The organism is Alcaligenes faecalis, from assembly GCF_002443155.1.
Classification (GTDB): domain Bacteria; phylum Pseudomonadota; class Gammaproteobacteria; order Burkholderiales; family Burkholderiaceae_B; genus Alcaligenes; species Alcaligenes faecalis.
The window spans coordinates 1701182-1720380 of the sequence record NZ_CP023667.1 but is presented as its reverse complement, the minus strand read 5'-3'; the positions used below and the strand labels follow the sequence as shown (position 1 = coordinate 1720380).

General features: G+C 55.8%; 15 protein-coding genes and 3 riboswitches. Of the genes, 5 read left to right on the top strand and 10 right to left on the bottom strand.

Annotated features, from left to right (window positions below; all coding sequences use genetic code 11):
- The first annotated feature begins 77 nt into the window (after nt 1-77).
- The 3 genes from dsrO to CPY64_RS08035 are packed head-to-tail and all read left to right on the top strand — an operon-like array spanning nt 78 to nt 5039.
- A complete protein-coding gene (gene dsrO, locus CPY64_RS08045) occupies nt 78-836 on the top strand; it encodes a sulfate reduction electron transfer complex DsrMKJOP subunit DsrO (protein WP_042480510.1) in 759 nt (252 codons plus the stop codon).
- A 9-nt stretch (nt 837-845) separates the two neighbouring features.
- The gene (gene nrfD, locus CPY64_RS08040; protein ID WP_042480507.1) at nt 846-1877 is read left to right on the top strand and encodes an NrfD/PsrC family molybdoenzyme membrane anchor subunit; all 1032 of its coding nucleotides are present in this window, start codon (nt 846-848) and stop codon (nt 1875-1877) included.
- Between the two features lie 36 nt (nt 1878-1913).
- Nucleotides 1914-5039 (top strand): tetrathionate reductase subunit A, encoded by a 3126-nt coding sequence (locus tag CPY64_RS08035; RefSeq protein WP_042480502.1) that lies wholly within the window; start codon nt 1914-1916, stop codon nt 5037-5039.
- A gap of 200 nt (nt 5040-5239) precedes the next feature.
- On the opposite strand, the gene CPY64_RS08030 is transcribed toward CPY64_RS08035, so the two are convergent.
- The 4 genes from CPY64_RS08030 to CPY64_RS08015 all read right to left on the bottom strand — a co-directional run bounded on the left by CPY64_RS08030 (nt 5240) and on the right by CPY64_RS08015 (nt 11246).
- Nucleotides 5240-6574, bottom strand: coding sequence for a sigma-54-dependent transcriptional regulator (locus CPY64_RS08030; RefSeq protein WP_042480499.1), 1335 nt, complete (start codon nt 6572-6574; stop codon nt 5240-5242).
- Nucleotides 6559-8292, bottom strand: a complete 1734-nt coding sequence (locus CPY64_RS08025) for a sensor histidine kinase (RefSeq protein WP_162178856.1) — start codon at nt 8290-8292, stop codon at nt 6559-6561. The genes CPY64_RS08030 and CPY64_RS08025 overlap by 16 nt, the downstream gene beginning before the upstream one ends.
- 147 nt (nt 8293-8439) lie before the next feature.
- Nucleotides 8440-9759 carry a dicarboxylate/amino acid:cation symporter gene (locus CPY64_RS08020; RefSeq protein WP_042480493.1) on the bottom strand — a complete coding sequence of 440 codons (1320 nt, stop codon included), beginning with the start codon at nt 9757-9759 and terminating at the stop codon, nt 8440-8442.
- A gap of 47 nt (nt 9760-9806) precedes the next feature.
- Nucleotides 9807-11246, bottom strand: a complete 1440-nt coding sequence (locus CPY64_RS08015; protein ID WP_042480490.1) for an aspartate ammonia-lyase — start codon at nt 11244-11246, stop codon at nt 9807-9809.
- 442 nt (nt 11247-11688) lie between these two features.
- Here CPY64_RS08015 and CPY64_RS08010 point away from each other — a divergent pair, with 442 nt between their 5' ends.
- Nucleotides 11689-12219 carry an AAA family ATPase gene (locus CPY64_RS08010; RefSeq protein WP_042480487.1) on the top strand — a complete coding sequence of 177 codons (531 nt, stop codon included), beginning with the start codon at nt 11689-11691 and terminating at the stop codon, nt 12217-12219.
- A 189-nt stretch (nt 12220-12408) separates the two neighbouring features.
- On the opposite strand, the gene CPY64_RS08005 is transcribed toward CPY64_RS08010, so the two are convergent.
- The 5 genes from CPY64_RS08005 to CPY64_RS07990 form a co-directional block, all read right to left on the bottom strand.
- Complete coding sequence (locus CPY64_RS08005; RefSeq protein WP_042480485.1) at nt 12409-13044, bottom strand: riboflavin synthase; 636 nt, start codon at nt 13042-13044, stop codon at nt 12409-12411.
- Nucleotides 13044-13211: a hypothetical protein gene (locus CPY64_RS18990; RefSeq protein WP_155274654.1), complete on the bottom strand. Its 168-nt coding sequence runs from the start codon at nt 13209-13211 to the stop codon at nt 13044-13046. Before CPY64_RS18990 ends, CPY64_RS08005 begins: the two co-directional genes overlap by 1 nt.
- Nucleotides 13196-13340: riboswitch (FMN riboswitch) on the bottom strand. (Overlaps the previous gene by 16 nt.)
- A 57-nt stretch (nt 13341-13397) precedes the next feature.
- Nucleotides 13398-14147, bottom strand: coding sequence for an SDR family NAD(P)-dependent oxidoreductase (locus CPY64_RS08000; RefSeq protein WP_042480482.1), 750 nt, complete (start codon nt 14145-14147; stop codon nt 13398-13400).
- A gap of 152 nt (nt 14148-14299) precedes the next feature.
- Nucleotides 14300-15592, bottom strand: coding sequence for an LLM class flavin-dependent oxidoreductase (locus tag CPY64_RS07995; protein WP_042480479.1), 1293 nt, complete (start codon nt 15590-15592; stop codon nt 14300-14302).
- Entirely contained in the window at nt 15589-16371 is a 783-nt protein-coding gene (locus CPY64_RS07990; RefSeq protein WP_042480475.1) for a 3-oxoacyl-ACP reductase, read from the bottom strand. The genes CPY64_RS07995 and CPY64_RS07990 overlap by 4 nt, the downstream gene beginning before the upstream one ends.
- Before the next feature lie 50 nt (nt 16372-16421).
- Nucleotides 16422-16519, bottom strand: a riboswitch (TPP riboswitch).
- A gap of 66 nt (nt 16520-16585) precedes the next feature.
- Nucleotides 16586-16693: riboswitch (TPP riboswitch) on the top strand.
- 141 nt (nt 16694-16834) lie between these two features.
- Between CPY64_RS07990 and CPY64_RS07985 the strand changes: the two genes are divergently transcribed.
- Nucleotides 16835-18274, top strand: coding sequence for a sodium:solute symporter family protein (locus CPY64_RS07985; RefSeq protein ID WP_042482111.1), 1440 nt, complete (start codon nt 16835-16837; stop codon nt 18272-18274).
- Between the two features lie 78 nt (nt 18275-18352).
- On the opposite strand, the gene CPY64_RS07980 is transcribed toward CPY64_RS07985, so the two are convergent.
- On the bottom strand, nt 18353-19198 hold the full coding sequence (locus CPY64_RS07980; RefSeq protein ID WP_223254033.1) for an OmpA/MotB family protein: 846 nt from the start codon (nt 19196-19198) through the stop codon (nt 18353-18355).
- Nucleotide 19199: the final 1 nt, after the last annotated feature.

Below are 19199 nucleotides of genomic sequence, written 5' to 3'. Positions count from 1 at the left end.
GGAACTTTGTATTCTTCATATGCTTATAACTACAAATAATGTAAATGGGTTCAACCCAAGCATAAAAAGGAAAACACATGATTCCAAGCGCCGAGCCCAAAAAGGGCAAGCGACGTTTTCTTAAGGAATTGCTGGGCCTGAGTGCCGGGGCCACGATTATTCCTATTCAGCCTGTTCAGGCCGCAATGAACAGCCAACCTTCACGACGTAGCGGTGGGAAAGATGGGGCCCGCTACGGCATGGTGGTTGATCTAAGAAAATGTATCGGTTGCCAGGCCTGTACGGTCAGCTGTTCTATCGAAAATGCACCGCCTATCGGGCAGTTCCGTACCACGGTTCTGCAATACGAGGTGCTCGATGAACAGCAGCAGGCGGCCATGCTGAGCCTGCCACGCCTCTGTAACCACTGCGACAACCCGCCCTGTGTGCCGGTCTGTCCTGTACAGGCGACGTTCCAGCGCGAAGATGGTGTGGTGCTGGTCGACAACGAGCGCTGTGTCGGCTGTGCCTACTGTGTTCAAGCCTGTCCTTACGATGCCCGTTTCATTAACCATGAAACACAAACCGCCGACAAATGCACCTTCTGCGAGCACCGCCTGGAAGTGGGCTTGCTGCCCGCCTGTGTGGAGAGCTGCGTTGGTGGCGCGCGCGTCATTGGCGATATGAACGATGAAACCAGCACGATTTCCCAGTTGCTCAAAGAGCACAAAGAGGAAATCCGCGTACTCAAACCCGGCATGAATACCAGCCCGCATGTGTTCTACATCGGTTTGCCGGACGAGTTCGTCGATGGTGTGGATGGCCAGGCCAGTGTGCGTCTGACCAATCAGTTCTAAGGGGCCGCTATGTCTATTATCGAAGTTCTGACCCCCGCCTATGAAGTTGCCTGGTTACCTTGGGCGGTCCAATATTTTTTCCTGGTCGGTATGGCCGCCACCAGCACTGTATGGGTGTGGCGTTGCGCCTGGTCCAGCGATAGTGCTTTGCGTCGTCTGGAGCCCGCTCTGATGATTGTGCTGCTGTGTAGCAGCATTGCCGCTCCTGTGTCCTTGCTGGCTGACTTGCACCAACCCGGCCGCTTCTGGCATTTCTACGCCCATTTCACTCCCTGGTCGTGGATGTCGCTGGGTGCCGTACTGCTGCCCCTGTTCGTCGGCCTGTCCATGGCCAACGTGCTGGCCTGGTGGTTGAACAAACGCGCCCTGTGGCGCTGGTTGAGCCTGGCCCTGCTGGTTTCGGCCTTGTCGATTCTGGTTTACAGCGGTTTTGAAGTGATGGTGCTGCGTTCACGTCCCTTGTGGAATACCGCATTCCTGCCCATCAACTTTGCCTTGACGGCTGCTCTGGCCAGTTTGGGTGCCATCCTGCTGGTGGCTCGCCTCTTGCCAGGTGGCGTAGCTAATTTACCGCTGGAATACGTACGCCGCTGGTCCCTGGGTGTCGTCCTGACCCTGATTGTGGTCGCCCTGCTCTGGGTTGGTTCGGGTCTGTTGGGCTATAGCCATTCCTTCGGCGCGGCCTGGGAACTGTTCCAGAGCTACCCCGTATGGCGTTTGGGCTTTCTGGGCTCTTCCGCGTTTGGCCTGCTGTTGCTGTATATGCTCAGCCGTCCAATCAGCACCTTGCAAGGCAATCTTTACAGCTTGTTCTGTGCAGCTTTCATGCTTGGCTCGGCCTGGGGGTTTCGCTGGATTATTTTCATGGCGGTACAGGGTGTGCCCAAATACGGTGCCGGTTTGTACCTCTACACCATGCCCTTAGGCAGCGATGGTCTGCTGGGGATGCTGGGTGTGCTGGGCTTGTGTATTGCCTTGCTCGCCGCCAGCACCACCCTGCTCTCTCTGTTCCCGGCCCGCCGTTCGTCTTTGACAGCCTAGGCCCACAGACTCACTAGCTTTCAGGTACTTATCGTCATGAGCAAGAAAAAAGAAACCCCTAACCTGTCGCGTCGACAGGTATTGACCCGCGGCGGCGCCGCTGTGGGTGGCCTGGCTGCTTTTGCGGCAGGTTATAGCGACACCGTGGTCAAGGCGGTGCAAGGTCTGGGCCAAGGTACCGCCGGTGTGCCGACCGCACACGCCACCCGTGGCAACTCCTTGCAAGCCGAATTCCGCATTGACCCGATTACGGGTTTGCTGGATACACAGCCCGGTCAGATCGTGAGCCCTTCCAGCTGTCTGGGCTGCTGGACACAGTGTGGCGTGCGTGTGCGCATTGATACGGAGAACAACAAGATTCTGCGTATTGCCGGCAACCCTTACCATCCTCTGGCAACCACGCAGTCCGCTCCTATGGAGCAGCCCGTACGCGAGGTTTACGCCATGCTGGGCGGTGAAAACGGCCTGGAAGGTCGTGCCAGCGCCTGTGCCCGTGGTGCTTCCATGCTGGAACAGCACAGCAGCCCTTACCGTGTTCTGTCGCCTCTGAAGCGCGTTGGCCCCCGTGGTTCGGGTCAATGGGAACGCATCAGCTTTGAGCAGCTGATTGAAGAAGTCTGCGAAGGCGGCGACCTGTTCAAGGAAGGTCATGTCGACGGTTTGCGTGCTATTTGGGATCACGAAACCCTGATTGATCCGCAAAACCCCGAGTTTGGACCGCTGGCCAACCAGTTGCTGTTCACGGATGCCGCTAACGAAGGCCGTACACCGCTGGTGAAACGCTTTGCCGAGCAAGCTTTTGGCACGATCAACGTCAGCAACCACGGTTCTTACTGTGGCCAAAGCTTCCGTGTCGGTACGGGTGCGGCCATGGGCGATATCAAAGGCATGCCACACGGCAAGCCTGACTGGAAAAACGCCCGTTTTGGTCTGTTTATTGGTGCCGCGCCGGCTCAATCCGGTAACCCTTTCCAGCGCCAAGGCCGTGAATTGGCAGAGGCCCGCTCGCGTCCTGAAAACACCTTTAAATACGTGGTGGTTTCCCCGATTCTGCCCACCTCGTCCAGCCTGGCTTCGGGCAGTGGCAACCGTTGGCAGCCTGTTCTGCCCGGCACTGACTTGTCGTTGGTCATGGGCATGTTGCGCTGGATTCTGGAACAAGAGCGATTTGATGCAGAGCACCTGTCCCTGCCCCACGCACCTGCCGAGCAGGACGAAAACACCGCTTCCTGGACTAACGCCAGCCACTTGCTGATCGCTGACCCTGAACACCCTGGCTTTGGCCGCTATTTGCGCGGTACAGACCTGGGTTGGGAAGTGGCCGAAGGCACTGAATCGCCCTTTATCGTCCAGGACGAACAAGGTGAACTGCGCGCCCACACCGATCTGGATCGCGCCACGCTATTTGTTGACCGTAGCGTTGAGCTGGAAGGCAAGGATGTGCGCGTTTGTACTGCGTTGAACATGCTGCGCGAGCGCAGTCAGGAAAAATCCATTGCCGACTACGCCAAGGGCTGCGGCATGGACGAAGAAACCCTGATCGAGCTGGCCCGTGAATTCACCAGCTACGGCCGCCAAGCTGTAGCCGATGCGCACGGCGGCACCATGAACGGTTCCGGCTTCTACACGGCTTACGCCATTGCCATGTTGAATACGCTGGTGGGCAACCTGAACCTGAGGGGTGGTTTGGTGCTGGACGCCGGCCCATTTGGTCCATTTGGCCCCGGCCCACGCTACAACTTCGCTCAATTCCCCGGCAAAGTGACGGCCAAAGGCGTGTCCTTGTCGCGTCATCGCTTCGCTTACGAAAAATCCAGCGAGTTCAAGCGTCGTCAGGCGAATGGTGAAGCCTTGTATCCGGCTCCTGCTCCCTGGTACCCCGCCGTGGGTGCCTTGAGCAGCGAAATGATTGCATCAGGCCTGAACGGCTACCCTTACACCAGCAAAGTGTGGATCAACCACATGAGCAACCCGGTCTACGCAATTGCAGGCTTTAAAAATGCCTTGCTGCACAAGCTGAAAGACCCTGCTGTGTTGCCTTTGTCGATTTCAGTCAACCCGTTCATCAACGAAACCAACGCCTACGCAGACTACATCGTGCCAGACACGGTAACTTACGAAAGCTGGGGTGTTTCAGCACCCTGGGCCGATGTGATCGCCAAGTCCTCGACTCTGCGTTGGCCTGTGGTACAGCCGCGTGTGGATCGCACGGCTGATGGTCAGCCCATTAATCTGGAAAGTTTCCTGTTTGCCGTAGCTTTGCGTCTGGAATTGCCAGGTTTTGGTAAAGGCGTTCTGAAAGACAAGGCGGGCAATGCCCATGATTTGCTGCGTGCCGAGGATTTTTATCTGCGTGGCATGGCCAATATCGCTTTTGGTGCTGGCCGCCCGGTTGGCGACGCATCCGACGACGATATGCGCATGACAGGTGTGGATCGCCTCTTCCCGGATCTGCAAGCGCGCCTGCATCCTGAAGAGCAGCGCAAAGTGGCGATGTTGCTGACTCGTGGCGGCCGGTTCGACCGCATTGAGAACGCCTGGAAAGGTAATCAGCTGAAGAACCGTTATGACAACGCTTTGCAGATCTGGAACGAGGACTTGGCCAAGATGCGTCACACCATGACGGGTGAGCGTCTGAGTGGCTGCCCAACCTGGTACCCTACCCGTCTGGCCGACGGCAGCCCAATGCGTGAGCATTTCTCGGAACAAGAGTGGCCATTGCTGATGAGCTCCTACAAATCCAATTTGATGAGTTCCATGTCTATCGGTATGTCCCGTCTGCGTCAGGTGCACCCGCACAACCCGATTTCATTGAATCTGGAGGATGCAAAGAATATGGGCATCCGTAACGGTGATCGCATTCGCGTCAGCACACCAGGTGGTGCGGTTGAAGGTGTGGCTTTGGTGCGTGGCGGTATCATGCGCGGGGCCATTGCTATCGAGCACGGTTTTGGTCATACCGAGCTGGGCGCACGTTCACACCAGATTGATGGTGAGGCTATGCCCCACTTGAACGATCTGGCTGCAGGTGTGAACCTGAACGAGTTGGGTTTTGCCGACCCAACCCGTGGTGATGGCCAGGACAACGTCTGGATTGACTGGGTTTCAGGGGCTGCCGTGCGACAAGGTTTGCCAGCCCGCGTGGAGAAGTTGTCGGCTTAGAAAAGACGACCCGGGTCTCCTAAGGCCGTGAAAGACAAAGAACGCCGACTCTACGTTGAAGAGTCTGGCGTTCTTGTTTGCCTCGTCAAACCGGCACGATCTGGCGCTTGTCCGTCCCAGCGCGTAGCGATTGCGTATTGCGGGCCTGTTCAGGCGACCTAACAGACAGGGTCGGCCACCCATGCCCAGACATCCCGGTTCTAGGACGCCAACAGGCCGTACTTGCGGATCTTGTCGTGCAAAGTACTTTTGGCTATGCCCAATTCCTGCCCGGCGCGAGTCAAGTTATGGTGATGTCGTTTCAAGGCTTCAACGATCAAGGCGCGCTCGACCGCTTCAACTGTGTGGACCAATGAGGTCGGCACGATTCCTGGAGCGGCTTGCTGACCGGGCAAAGCGCTGTTGAGCCCCAGCACGCAGCGGTCGGCGAAATTGCGTAGCTCGCGCACATTGCCCGGCCAACGCCAGCCCAGCATAGCCTGCAAGCGCTCGGAGTCTGGCTCCAGCGCCGGACGCTCATGCCGAGCCGCCGCCAACAAGGCAAAATGCTCAAACAACAGGCCAATATCCTCGCGGCGTTCGCGTAAGGGCGGCAAGGGCAAGATCGCCATATTCAAGCGGTAATACAAGTCGTGACGAAACAGGCCTTGATCGGCCAGGGCCAGTAAATCAACTTTCGTCGCCGCAATGACGCGGCAATTGATGGCGATGGATTGATTAGAGCCCAGACGCTCCAGCGTGCGCTCCTGTAAAACGCGCAATAGCTTGACCTGCATGGCCATCGGCATGCTTTCTATTTCGTCCAGAAACAAGGTGCCCTGGTGCGCATGTTCGATTTTACCGATCACCCGCTTGCCTGCACCCGTAAAGGCCCCCGCCTCATGACCAAACATCTGACTGTCGAACAGACTGTCGGACAGGGCGCCGCAATTGACTGCCACAAAATTACCGTCCCTGTTGGGCCCTAGATCGTGCAGACAACGCGCCACCAGCTCTTTGCCGGTGCCGGTTTCGCCAAAAATGAGTACATCGGCGGCACTATTGCCCAGATTGCAGATCAGTTCGCGCACCTTGGACATGAGACAGGAGTTGCCCAACACGCGAGCCTCAATGGACTGCTTGTCTTGTAATCGCCCCTGCAGTGCTTTGATCTCAAAGCTCATTTGACGTCTGTCTAAAGCGCGCGATACCACTTGCACAAAATGTTCGGGCGAAAACGGTTTCTCAATGAAATCATAAGCCCCCATTTTCATCGCCTGAACAGCCATCGACACATCGCCATGGCCAGTAATCAGCACCACAGGCAAGTCGCTGTCCAGCTGTTGCAGTTGCTGCAGCAAGCTCATGCCGCCGGCACCCGGCAAACGTACATCGGACACAACAATGCCTGGCCAGCCATTGTGCAGGAGGCGCAAGGCCTGTTCTGCGCTCTCGGCCTCCTCCACCCGAATGCCTTCAAGCTGCAAGGTTTGACTACAACCCAGACGTACATTGACATCGTCTTCAACGATGAGAACTATTAGCCCTTCGTACATTTTTCTGCTCCAGGAAAGGGAAGCACAATGGTGAACACGGCGCCACCACCTGGTAAGTTATCGGCTGTCAGACTGCCTTCGCAATGTTGAATAATACTCATCGAAATAGCCAAACCCAGCCCCAGTCCTGTACCACTTTCTTTAGTAGTGAAAAATGGCTCGAATAGATGCAGCCGAGCATCCTCGCTTAATCCTGGGCCATTGTCCTGAACCCGTACCGCCACCTGCTGACCTTGCCGCTGGCTGCTGAGCTGAACAACAGGGTGCGTGTTTCGTGAAGCGCCGGCATCAATCGCATTACTCAGTAAATTAACGATGACCTGTTCAAGACGGTTGGGATTGCACTGCACTAACCCTGCATCATCTGCCAATTGAATCTGAATTGTTGCACGATGTTGGCGAATCGCGGGCTCGAGAATCAACAGCGCCTGATCGATAATCGCGCTCAAATCTGTCAGTTCTGAATGGCCCGGCGACTTGCGGGCAAATTGCTTGAGCTGAGAGGTCAGCGCGCCCATGCTGTCGACCAGATCATTGATGCGCTTCAAGTTGGCACGCACGGTATCCAGATCACCGCGCTCCATGAAGCGGATGGTATTTCCTGACAAGGTACGCAAGGCAGTCAGGGGCTGGTTCAGTTCGTGGGCCAGGCCAGTAGACAATTGCCCGATGACCGCCAGTTTGCCAGCGTGAATCAGGCCCGCCTGGGTTTCTTCCAGCGAACGCGTACGTTCTTCTACTTTGCGTTCAAGCTGAGCATGTGCGCGCTCAAGCTGAACGCGAGCCAAGACACGGTCACGCTGTTGCTGCCGGCGCAAATACCAGCTGACCAGCATCACAAACAGGCATACAAGCCCCAAAGCGGCCAACACGGCGTACAGCCGTGCCATGGAATAGACCAGATCGGTGGGTAAAAACAGGGTCAAGGTCCAGCCGTTAGCACCAAACGGAATCGTCTGGGCCAGCAGGAGTCCGCGGGTGTCATCCTCGGCTCCCGACGCCCTGCCATCAGGAGGCAAGGACACCAGCTGCGCATCCTGGCTCAACACCTTCTGGGTCAGCAAATTCAGGGGAACAATGGGCAAACCGTTGTACTGGCGGGTCTGGCGCAGATGCAACTGTACATCTTCGGTCAGGGGCTGATTGGCAGTAAATTTCCAGGCGGGCACGGAAGACAGAATCGCCACACCATAGTGATCGGACACTATCGCTGGCGCTTGAGCGAGGGTCCAGGAATCCTGCAGGCGATCCAGATCCACCTTGATGACGGCCACACCGATCACCTGCCCTGCCTGGGTGATGGGTGAGGAAATGTAATAGCCGGCCTCACCCCGTGTAGTTCCAACTCCAAAAAAGAATCCGGGCCGTCCTTCACGCGCTTCGGTGAAATAATGGCGGTAGGAAAGATCTTCCCCCAGATAGCTATCGGCCTCTTGCCAGTTGCTGGTCGCCAGAACCTGACCCTGACGGCCGAGGATATAAATCACGCGGGTCCGGGCGCGCTCGTTCAAGCGCTCCAGATGACGGCTGACCTCGCGCGAGGACCGGGTGCTCCGCTCCAATAGCCCCACCACTTCTTGATCCAGCTCCAGCATCTTGGGCAGATACTCATACTTCTCGACTTCGTGGCGTAGTGTCAACGCATACAAATCCAGACGTTGCCGCCCCGACTCCTGCAAGCTGGACAGTCCGAATGATTCGCCAGCTCGGTAAGCCATCACGCCCGCCAAGGCTGACAGTGACGCAATCAATACCAGCAACAACAGGACTTTATGAAGACGAATAAATCGGGGCAGATGCATAAAACGTAGCGGCCACTTACGCAGAATATTTAGTAGACAGCCGCTATATCGACACGGAAGACGTCAGGCGACAGCGGGTGCTGAGTCTGGGCCTGCCTGCTCGGGCTGGGGCTGTGGTGAGCCTGTCGCCTTGCTGTCCGCCTGGTCAGGCGCATCGATGGCACCTTCCCATTTAGCGACAACGGCTGTGGCAATGCCGTTACCCAATACATTTGTCGCAGTGCGGCCCATGTCCAGAAAGTGATCAATGCCCATGATCAATAATACACCAGCCTCAGGCAGCCCAAACATAGGCAAAACTGCTGCCACGACGACCAGCGCTGAGCGTGGTACGCCGGCAATACCTTTACTGGAAATCATCAACACCAACAGCATGATAATTTGCTGTTGCATGGTGAGCGACACGTCATATGCCTGAGAGATAAACAGCGCCGCAAAAGCGGTATAGATCATGGAGCCATCCAGGTTAAAGGAATAACCCAGCGGGAGGACAAAACCGATAACTCGCTTGCGTACACCGAACACTTCCAGTTTTTCCATCAAACGAGGATAGGCGGCTTCGCTGGAGGCCGTAGAAAAGCCCAGTAACATCGGTTGGCGGATTTCTTTGAACAGGGTGAATACCCGGCCCTTGAGCACCAAAAATCCCGCGGCAAGCAAAATCGCCCACAGCACCACCAAGGTGGCATAAAAGCTGCCCAGAAACTTGCCATAGACGGCCAAAATACCCAGCCCTTCGGTCGTGATGATATTGGCAACAGCGGCAAACACGCCCAGTGGTGCAAAGTACATGACGTAGTTGGTGACGGTCAGCATCACTGGCACTGCGCCCTCAATCGTTTGCGCCAGGATGTTGGCCTGAGGATTGCCACGCACTTTGCCCAAGGCCAGTCCAAAAAATACCGAGAACACCAGGATCTGCAAAATCTCGTTCTTGGACATGGATTCAAAAAAGTTACGTGGCACAACATGCGTCAGAAACGTTTTCAGATTCAGCGCCGAGGTATCCACCCCCAAATGAGCCGATTCGGCAGGCAAGGGAATGCCAACATTCGCACCAGGTTGGAAAATATTGGCAAAAATCAGCCCTACCGTCAGCGATACCAGCGAGGCCAGCAAAAACCAACCCACAGCACGGCCCCCGATACGACCAACAGTTGCTGCATCATCCATGCTGGCCATACCAGCAACCAGCGTGGCGAAAATCAACGGAGCAATGATCATCTTGATCAAGCGCAGGAACATATCCGTCACCATGCCAAAGTAGCTGGCAATGGCATGCGCCTGTTCAGGGGTGTCGGCCATCTTGTGGCAGATATAACCCACTACCACGCCCAGTACCATGGCAATCAGAATCCATGTGGTTTGCTTATTCAGCTTCATGCGTTCATCTCCCGTATCGGCCCGTGCGCGGGCCTGTCGGTTTTTAATTAAAGAGTTTGTTCAGTGGTTTTGGAGGCGCGCGGCGCGATCAGTTGCTCAGGCTGTAAGGCCTGAGTCAGTTCGTCCGCGCTTAACAAACCTTGCTCCAGAATCAGCTCAGCCACCCCTTTACCGGTTTCATGCGCCTGCTTGGCAATAGCGGTGGCCGCGGTGTAGCCGATCAGCGGATTAAGCGCCGTGACCAAGCCGATGGAGTTGCTGACACTGTCTGCCAGACGCTGGGGATTGGCGGTAATCGCGTCCACGCAGTAGTCGGCCAAAATCATGCATCCACGTTGCAGATGACGCAGGCTCTTGTAAAGACTGTGGGCGATAATGGGCTCAAACGCGTTAAGTTGAAGCTGACCGGCTTCGGCCGCAAAGGAGACAGTCACATCATTACCAAAGACTTCAAAGGCAATCTGACTGACGGCCTCTGGGATAACAGGATTGACTTTGCCGGGCATGATGGAAGAGCCAGCCTGGCGAGGAGGCAAATTGATCTCACCAATGCCTGCACGTGGACCACTTGAGAGCAGACGCAAGTCGTTGCAAGTCTTGGACAAGGTGACGGCAATGCGTTTCAAGGCACCGGACAACTGTACGAACGCACTGCAGTCCTGCGTGGCCAGAATCAGATCCGATGCGCTACGCAGACTGATACCCGTGTTCGAGGACAACTGGCGCGTAACCAGTTCGGCATAGCGTGGCTCCGTATTGATCCCCGTCCCGATCGCCGTCGCGCCTAGATTGATTTCACACAGCTCTTGCATGGCCTCGGTCAGACACAGGCGATCTTTGGCAATCATGCCGGCGTAAACCGCAAACTCTTGCCCTAGGGTCATGGGGACTGCTTCCTGCAACTGCGTGCGCCCCATTTTCAACAAATCTTTGAAAGCGTGAGCTTTGCGATCAAAGGCTTGCTGCAAATACTCCAAGGCAGTCAGTAAACGGGTCGCACCCTGATAGGCAGCCAGTTTCAAGGCGGTGGGGTAGACATCATTGGTAGATTGCCCCAGGTTTACATCCTCATTAGGGTGAAGGAACGCGTACTGCCCGCGTTGGTGACCCAGAATTTCCAGAGCACGGTTAGCGATCACTTCATTCGCATTCATATTGGTAGAAGTTCCTGCACCTCCCTGAATCACATCCACCACAAAATGGTCGTGATGCTGGCCAGCCTCAATTTCCCGGCACGCCTGCACAATCGCTTCTTTCTTGGCGGCATTCAGCGCCCCCAGTGCATGGTTGGCCTGTGCGGCGGACGCTTTAATCTGTGCCAAGGCTCGAATCAAATCGGGGTAGTTGGCGATAGTTGTCGCCGTAATCCTGAAGTTTTCGACGGCTCGCAAGGTATGTACGCCAAAATACACCGAGTCAGGTACGGGGCGCGTACCCAGCAGGTCTTTCTCCAGACGAGTGTTAGCCGTTGCGGCGCAATCAGTCATGTCATCTCTCCGTTTTTATTAAGGGCCCCAATACTGGGGTTCTTGTACGGAGTTAAAAGCAACAACTGTGCCAAGACTCTTTACTGACATTAGACTATTGAAAAACAAGTCATTTTTTGTGTACTGATTGTATTAGCGCCAACAATACGCCCCCTTTCTGTTCGAATATCCGAACAGAACAAACTCTAAAAAGACGGAAATCCGAACAGAATGCATCAGACTGTACACGTGTGCCCATGCGTTGATCGGTAGCGAGCCGCGTCACCCTGCAGCTTCGTCACCAAAACCACCCTCATTTTGTTGAAGACGTTTTTTTCAATGCTTGTATTTCTTTTCCGTTAATTGCATTTTTTATTTATGAAAGATCTCTACTTACCAGCGCATTAGGAAGTTATGTACTCTAGTCGCCAAGCCTTTATCCTCTGTCAATCTGGATTTCTTTATGTCTACATTTGTCCTCATTTCCGGCTGCTCCGGCGGCGGCAAATCTACTCTGTTATCCGAGCTGCAAAATCGTGGCTATACGGTTATCCAGGAGCCTGGACGGCGTATCGTGCAGGAACAGTTGGTCAATGGTGGCTCTGCCCTCCCCTGGCAGGATATGGAAGCATTCCTGAAAGAAGCGATAAAGGTCGCGCAGACTGACTACTCAAACGCGCCCAAAGATGGCCCTTGGGTATTTTTTGATCGAGGATTGATTGATGCGGCAGCTGCTTTAGAGGAATTAACAGGCACTCCACTGCTGGACGAGCTCAACAACACTCACCCTTATCATTCACAGGTGTTTTTAACGCCTCCCTGGCCGGAAATATACGAAGCTGATCCAGAGCGTCGTCACGATATGGACGCGGCTTTGCATGAGTATGAGCGTCTGGAGCGTGTCTATCCCCTGTTGGAATACCAAGTACACCTGCTGCCAAAAACAAGCGTAGAAAACCGCGCTGATTTTGTCTTGGAAACACTAAATCAATAGCGGATCACGTCTTGGTACGCAGCTCATCAGGCCATTGGAAAATGGCTGATCGCCACTAGAGTGGCTATGTTCTCAAGCACCTGTACTGCATTTCATTCCGAGCTTTATGTGCGCCTAAAAAGCACCGGCACACAAAAAGGGCCGCCAGTTTTAGAACTAGCGGCCCTTTGCACTTAACTTACGCGTGACTCAGCCTTTAAAACCAGGCATCACGCGCGACAAGGTTCCCGCCACCGTACGCTCCAGCACATCGACCAGAACAACCGTCTGTTGATCCACTTCGATATTGAGCCTATCGCCCGCCTTGTAACGAGAAAATGTTGTCTGGCGCAATGTTTCGGGAATCAGATTGATAGTCACAACGCCATCTTCCACGTCCGCCACGGTCAGGCTACAGCCATTAACACCCAGGAAACCACGCGGGAACACATATTTCGCCCAGTCTTCCGGCATCTGAAACCGCAGACGGTTACCGGCCTCGGTAATGCTCAGTTCCAGCACTTCAGCAGTCGTTGCGATATGGCCAGCCATCACATGACCACCAATTTCCTCGTTCAGCTTGGCCGATCGTTCGATATTGACCAGATCACCCGTCTTGAGCGTGCCCAGGTTCGTCCGCTCCAGCGTGACGGGAATCGCATCAAAAGTGACTTTGGGGCCGGAAATACTGGTCACGCTCAGGCATGTGCCTTCCACGCTGACACTGGCGCCCAGTTGCAGATCCACCAGCAATTCGTCGGTGAACTCAATTTCAAACTCGGTACGGCCCAGCTCGGCCTTGACCGCAGTAAGAGGACGAACCGCTTTAACAATTCCGGTATACATCAGCACGCTCCTTCGCAGAACTCATGCAAAAGACCAACGGCTAATGCAGGGGAAATTTTCAGATTTTTCATTTGAACGCATCCTTGATTAAACAATGCGTCCTCCGGGCAGCAATAAAACACGTCGCTGCCTTGCTCACAAGGCAGCGATGCTTCATCTTCTTTCATCCGGACTCTCACCGTCGGCCCAGGTTTCTCACCTGATCTGCTGACCTTTCCCAAGGGGAAAGCGCTCGCGGGCTGGGGAATGGCTCCCTTACCGCCGGTGGGGAATTTCACCCCGCCCTGAAGACGTTTGCAGTGTAAGACCGGAGCCCAAGTCTAATCAAGCCAGACCAGGGCCAGTCACCAAGCTTAAGCCTTGCGATGCACGCTCAAGCCTGCAAAGCTTTGCGCCACAGGCATCAACTCGATGTAGTTGACGTTCATATGGGCAGGCGCGTTCATGATCCAGGCAATGGTGTTGGCGATATCCTCGGGCGTTAGCGCATCCACGTTCTGGTAAAGCGCAGCAGCTTTATCTTTATCGCCCAGACGAACGGTAGAGAAGTCCGTGCCGGAACAGAGGCCAGGAGCCACGGTAGACACACGAACTGCTGTACCCGACAGGTCGGCGCGCAGATTCATGCCCAGATGATGAACAAAAGCCTTGGTAGCGCCGTACACATTGCCACCCGCGTAAGCGTATTCGCCCGCGGTCGAGCCCAGATTGATGATGTGGCCCTTGTTCTGCTTGACCATACCTGGCAGCAAGGCGTGCGTAATGTGCAGCAACGCGCTGATATTGGTGGCCACCATGGTGTCCCACTGATCCATCCTGGCGTCTTGCGCCTTGTCCACGCCCAGCGCCAAGCCGGCGTTATTGATCAGTACGTCGATTTGGGGGTAACGAGCTGTCAGATCGGTCAAAACCGCCTCGGCACGCGCGCGATCAGTCAAATCCACGCTGACCGGTACAAAACGCTCGCCCAGCTCGGCCGCCAGAGCATCCAGCTTGTCCTGACGACGCGCCAGACCCAGCACAGTATGTCCTTCAGATACCAATTTACGGGCAAGCGCAGCCCCAAACCCTGAGGAGGCCCCGGTGACAACGGCGGTTTTCATAGTGCGATCCCTATACAGCTCGCTGCTCGTTAAGCAGGCGACAATTAAAGCATTAAGGATAGCAAACTTCAGGAACTTCGTAGCCCCTTCCCCCTAGGGAAAAAGCGGACAAATCCGTCCATGGAAATGTCCGCTATTTTCTGATCCGGGCATCAAGCCGCAGGACGCTCCAGACCCAGATGGCCACGCAAAGTGGCGTGCTCGTATTCCTGGCGGAACAGACCGCGTTTTTGCAGAACCGGAATCACCTGCTCAACAAAATCACGAATGCCATTGGGCAAGGAAGGTGGCATCAGGTTAAAACCATCCGCGCCTTCATTGCGCCACCATTGCTCAATCTGATCGGCAATGGATTCCGGCGTGCCGACCATGGTGCAATGACCACCACCGGCAGCGATCCGTCCCAGCAATTGACGTACTGTCGGTTTTTCCATCTCCACAATACGCAGCATGGTGGCATAGCGCCCTTTGGGACCTTTGAAGCTTTCCAAAGGCGGTAGCGGTGGCACAGGCGCATCCAGCTCCCAGTTCATGCAGTCCTGGCCGACAAACATGCCCAGCTGACGCAAGGAAGTCTCGGCTGGCAAAAGCTCATCCAGTTCCTGCTGCTTGCGGCGTGCCTCTTCCATGGTGGAACCCACATAAGTCACCAGACCTGGCATTACGGGCACATCCACGCCTCGACCCGTTTCACGCACGCGTCGTTTGATATCGCGGTAATAGGATTGAGCCGAAGGCAAGTCATACGCCACGGCATAAATAGCCTCGGCTTTGCGCGCGGCCAAATCCCGGCCTTGTTCAGAGGCACCCGCCTGAAACAGCACAGGCTGGCCTTGCGGCGAGCGCGGCAAGGTCAAGGGGCCATCAACCAAAAAGTGATCGCCCTTGTGCAGGATCTGGCGCACCTGATCCACTTTGGCGTAATCACCCTTTCGGTCCATGACCAAGGCGCTGTCGCTCCAGGAGTCGAACAGTTTCAGGGCCGTATTCACAAATTCTTCAGCCCGCGCGTAGCGCCAGGCATGGTCAGGCATGGCTTCGTAACCGTGATTACGTGCTTCCGAATCGAACATGGACGTGACCACATTCCAGCCCATGCGTCCTTTGGACACGTGATCCAAAGAGCACAACATGCGCGCTGCCACAAAGGGCGTATAGAAAGTGCTGGAAACGGTGCTGATCAGGCCGATACGCTCGGTGGCTCGCGCCAGCGCGGCCATCATGGTCAAGGGTTCCAGAAACCAGCGTGGGCCATCAGACACGTTATCGCTGGACTGACCATCGGCGAAGAAAATGGCATCCAGCTTGCCGCGTTCCGCGATCTGCGTCAGTTCTTCATAGAACCGCACATCGCCTAAACGCTCGACCTGCGAATCCGGGTGACGCCAGGCTGCTTTGTGATGTCCGCAGCCCATGATGAACAAATTGAAATGCAGCTGTCTCATCCGTTTTTCACCAATCCACCGTCAACAACCAGATTCTGTCCTGTTACGGCACGAGCCCACGGACCGGCAAAGAACAAGGCCGCATCGGCAAATTCTTCAGGCGTGGTCACGCGACGCAGCGGTGTGCTGGCCGCAATCAAATCAAACACCGCTTCAGGCGTGGCCGCAGACGCATCCGTTGTGCGCAGCAAGCCACCGGAAATCATGTTCACGGTAATCTGATCCGGTCCCAGATCGTGTGACAGGGTGCGTGTCATGGACAACAAGGCAGCCTTGGCGGCGGTGTAGTCGTGATAAGGCACCACGGGGTTCTGGAACAGGTTCGTACCAATATTGATGATGCGACCAAAGCCCGCTTGCTTCATACCGGGCAAAGCCGCTTGTGTGGTGTTCAAGGCACCGCCCACAATGCCTTCCAGCTGCTGGTTCAGTTGCGACCACTTCAGGGTATCCGCATGAGGACGGGCATCGCCGTTAAAAGAAAATTCAGGCAAGGCGTTATTGACGACCGTAGTGATGGCTTGGCCAAAATGCGCCTGGGCCTTGGCAAACAAGGCTTGCACAGAAGCGGCGTCCGTTACGTCGGCCTGCACGGCCAGACATTGCTGCGGAAACTCGGCCGCCAGCGCCTGGGCGGCTGCTTCACTTTTCAGGTAGTTGATGACAACCTTGGCGCCCTGACGTGCAAACGCACGTACCAGACAAGCCCCCAGGCCGCGTGCGCCGCCGGTGACCAGAACAAGTTGTTGGGAGAGTTCCGAGACGTGTTCCACAGACATGACATTCCTTGCAAAAATTCGGCGAGGATGTCGGCCCGGTTCGGACGCAGGGCTATGGCTTCGGACATCCCTTCGCCAGTATGAGCTGGATCAGGTTCGACGGGTTTTATCTCAGCCCTTTCCAAGAAGGACACCCCGTGCCGCAGGCAGACCATAGCATAAATTGGCCTCAACCGTATTATTGACATTTGAAAGAAGCTCTCCTACTCTTTCAGCCTGTTCCTGGGGGAGTCCTTAACGGGCTGAGATTCCGCATTCAAGCGGTAACCCTTAGAACCTGATCCGGATCATGCCGGCGAAGGGAAAGGAAACGCGGCCTGGCAGCCTGCCCGCTCTTGTCTGTGCGGCGCATTCACAAGCTCACACGCCCCATTTCAATCCCTCCATTTTTCTGCGCCCTGCTCTGGCATCCCGCCAGCTTGGCCGGTTTGTGCCTGTTCAATCAGGCTTTTGGGGAGATCTCATGCTGGACCAAACTGCCACCCTCCTGTGGCTGATCGTTTTTTCTGCTGCTTTTGCCCTGGCCGGAGTGCTGTACGCCCGCCACTATAAAAACTCGCTTGAAGACTTTGTGGTGGCCCGCAATAGCCAAAGCTCCGTCGCCACCATTCTGACTTTACTGGCCTCCTCGCTGGGCGCGTGGATTCTGTTCTCGCCCGCGCAGGCTGCTACCTGGGGAGGTCTGAGCGCTGTCATCGGCTATGCCATCGGTTCCATGTCGCCCCGTCTGGCCATGATTCCGCTGGGCAAACGCATGCGTGAACTGCTGCCACGCGGCCACAGCCTGAGCGAATTTGTGATTGCCCGCTACGGTCGCCCCATGTATGCGCTGACTTTGGTCATCATGCTGTTTTACATGTTCATCTCCATGACGGCTGAAATCACCGCCATGTCCAAGATGATCACCCTGATTGCCCCGATTCCTTTGTGGGTCACCGCCAGCATTGTGCTGCTGGCCACACTGATCTACACCTCTTACGGCGGGCTGCGCGCGTCCATCTTCACCGACAAGGTGCAGATGTTTGTCATCCTGCCCATGCTATTCCTGATCGTGATGTTTGGCTGGCAAGCCGTAGGCGGCCCGGTACAGCTGTTTGACAGCGTCAAGCTGGAAGCGCCCCGCCTGATCGAGCTCAGCGACCCGGTCGGTATCAAGGCCGGGCTGACCTTCTTTGTCGCCATCTTGTTAACCGGCCTGTTTCACCAGGGCAATTGGCAACGCATTTATGCTGCCAAAGATACCCAGTCCATGCGTCGCGGCTTTTTGCTGGGTGGCCTGTTTGTGGCTCCCTTCATTTTCCTGATGGGTTTGTTTGGCCTGGCTTTTGTCGGCCTGGGTTCATCCGGTGACAGCTCCGTGGCCTTGTTCAACGTTATTTTGCCGCATGTGCCGGTCTGGTTCCTGGTGTTGCTGATTCCTTTGGGCCTGTCTCTGGTGATGAGCAGTGCCGATACGGCCATCAGTGCTGTCTCCAGCCTGATTGCGGTGGACCTGGGCCGCATCATGCCCCATCGCAATACCGCGCAAATGATGAGTCTGGCACGCTCCCTGATCTGGGTTTGCTCCATCCCGGTGCTGTACGCTTCTTCGCAAGGTTTCAGCGTGCTGTACCTGTTCCTGCTGGCAGACTTGCTGTGCTCGGCAGCGGCGTTCCCTGTGTTCTTTGGTTTGTACAGCCGCCGCTACGATGGCTTTACGGCGACTATCAGCACCCTGGGCGGCCTGGTTGCCGGTCTGGCCGTGTTCCCGCGCCCTGATGGGCCAATGGATTACTTGCTGGAGTCCTTCTTGCTGGCCGCCATCGTGCCGGTGCTGATCAGCGTTCTGGTCATGCCCTTGCGTCGTCATCTGCCCAAGTTTGATTTGGGAACCTTGGCGTCCTCCACACGCGTACTGGACTGACGTCGAACGCGTTGAACGCAAGGCTCGAAACAAAAACCCCGGGTTGTATGTCGCAAACCGGGGTTTTGTTTTAAAGGCTTATTGCACGGGGGTTTCAGCTTGTGGCTGAGGGGTCTGCACAATGATTTCAACCCGTCGATTCGTTGCGCGTCCTTGCTGCGTGGCATTGTCACCTAAAGGACGGGTATCGGCATAACCGACCGCGCTCAGGCGTTGGCTGCCTATGCCATTGGCTTCCATATAACGCACCACGCTGCCTGCACGTGCACCGGACAGCTCCCAGTTGGAAGGATAGCGATAGCTGCGAATGGGCACCGAGTCCGTATGGCCTTCAATCACAATCGGATGGGTGGATTTTTGCAATACAGCCGCCAATTGACGCAAAACCGTCAAGCCTTCCAGCCCCAGATCCGCACCGCCCGAGTTGAACAGGATCTCGCTATTGATGCGAAAGCTCACGGACTGATCATTCATGACCACGTCAATATTGTCGCCCAGGCCATCCAGATCCAGACCGTGATTACCCCTGCCTTGACCTTCACCCAGGCCGGCATCAGGAAACAGACCCGCGCCTGCAGGCAGCACACCGGCTCCATCCTTGCCCGCTTGTGCAACAACCGTCGCCCCGCCCTGGCCTTGCCCTTGCGCAGCCGTTTGTGCCCGCTTGCCCGCAAAGGACAGCATCACAATCATCAAGACCAGCAACAAGGTCATCATGTCCAGGTAGGTGGTCAGCCAGGCCTCTTCCTCCTCGGGTACGGCCAGCCCCGGATCATTCCAGGGGCGGCTGCGACGGCGGCTGCCCAGATTGCTGGCCAGTTGCTGTTCAATTTTGGCTCCCCGGGCTTGCTCCAGTTCCTTTTGCACGGCTTTCTGGCGGTCAGCCAGTTCACCCAAGGTCAGGTCCTGCTCCATGTTTCCCATG

Bases quoted from the DNA above. Each gene is read 5' to 3' on its own strand.
- CPY64_RS08005 (WP_042480485.1), bottom strand. From the start codon at position 13,044: ATGTATACCGGAATTGTTAAAGCGGTTCGTCCTCTTACTGCGGTCAAG.
- CPY64_RS07995 (WP_042480479.1), bottom strand. From the start codon at position 15,592: ATGAGACAGCTGCATTTCAATTTGTTCATCATGGGCTGCGGACATCAC.
- CPY64_RS18990 (WP_155274654.1), bottom strand. From the start codon at position 13,211: ATGAAAGAAGATGAAGCATCGCTGCCTTGTGAGCAAGGCAGCGACGTG.
- CPY64_RS08010 (WP_042480487.1), top strand. From the start codon at position 11,689: ATGTCTACATTTGTCCTCATTTCCGGCTGCTCCGGCGGCGGCAAATCT.
- CPY64_RS08035 (WP_042480502.1), top strand. From the start codon at position 1,914: ATGAGCAAGAAAAAAGAAACCCCTAACCTGTCGCGTCGACAGGTATTG.
- CPY64_RS08030 (WP_042480499.1), bottom strand. From the start codon at position 6,574: ATGTACGAAGGGCTAATAGTTCTCATCGTTGAAGACGATGTCAATGTA.
- CPY64_RS08020 (WP_042480493.1), bottom strand. From the start codon at position 9,759: ATGAAGCTGAATAAGCAAACCACATGGATTCTGATTGCCATGGTACTG.
- nrfD (WP_042480507.1), top strand. From the start codon at position 846: ATGTCTATTATCGAAGTTCTGACCCCCGCCTATGAAGTTGCCTGGTTA.
- CPY64_RS07985 (WP_042482111.1), top strand. From the start codon at position 16,835: ATGCTGGACCAAACTGCCACCCTCCTGTGGCTGATCGTTTTTTCTGCT.
- CPY64_RS07980 (WP_223254033.1), bottom strand. From the start codon at position 19,198: ATGGGAAACATGGAGCAGGACCTGACCTTGGGTGAACTGGCTGACCGC.
- CPY64_RS08025 (WP_162178856.1), bottom strand. From the start codon at position 8,292: ATGGCTTACCGAGCTGGCGAATCATTCGGACTGTCCAGCTTGCAGGAG.
- CPY64_RS07990 (WP_042480475.1), bottom strand. From the start codon at position 16,371: ATGTCTGTGGAACACGTCTCGGAACTCTCCCAACAACTTGTTCTGGTC.
- CPY64_RS08015 (WP_042480490.1), bottom strand. From the start codon at position 11,246: ATGACTGATTGCGCCGCAACGGCTAACACTCGTCTGGAGAAAGACCTG.
- dsrO (WP_042480510.1), top strand. From the start codon at position 78: ATGATTCCAAGCGCCGAGCCCAAAAAGGGCAAGCGACGTTTTCTTAAG.
- CPY64_RS08000 (WP_042480482.1), bottom strand. From the start codon at position 14,147: ATGAAAACCGCCGTTGTCACCGGGGCCTCCTCAGGGTTTGGGGCTGCG.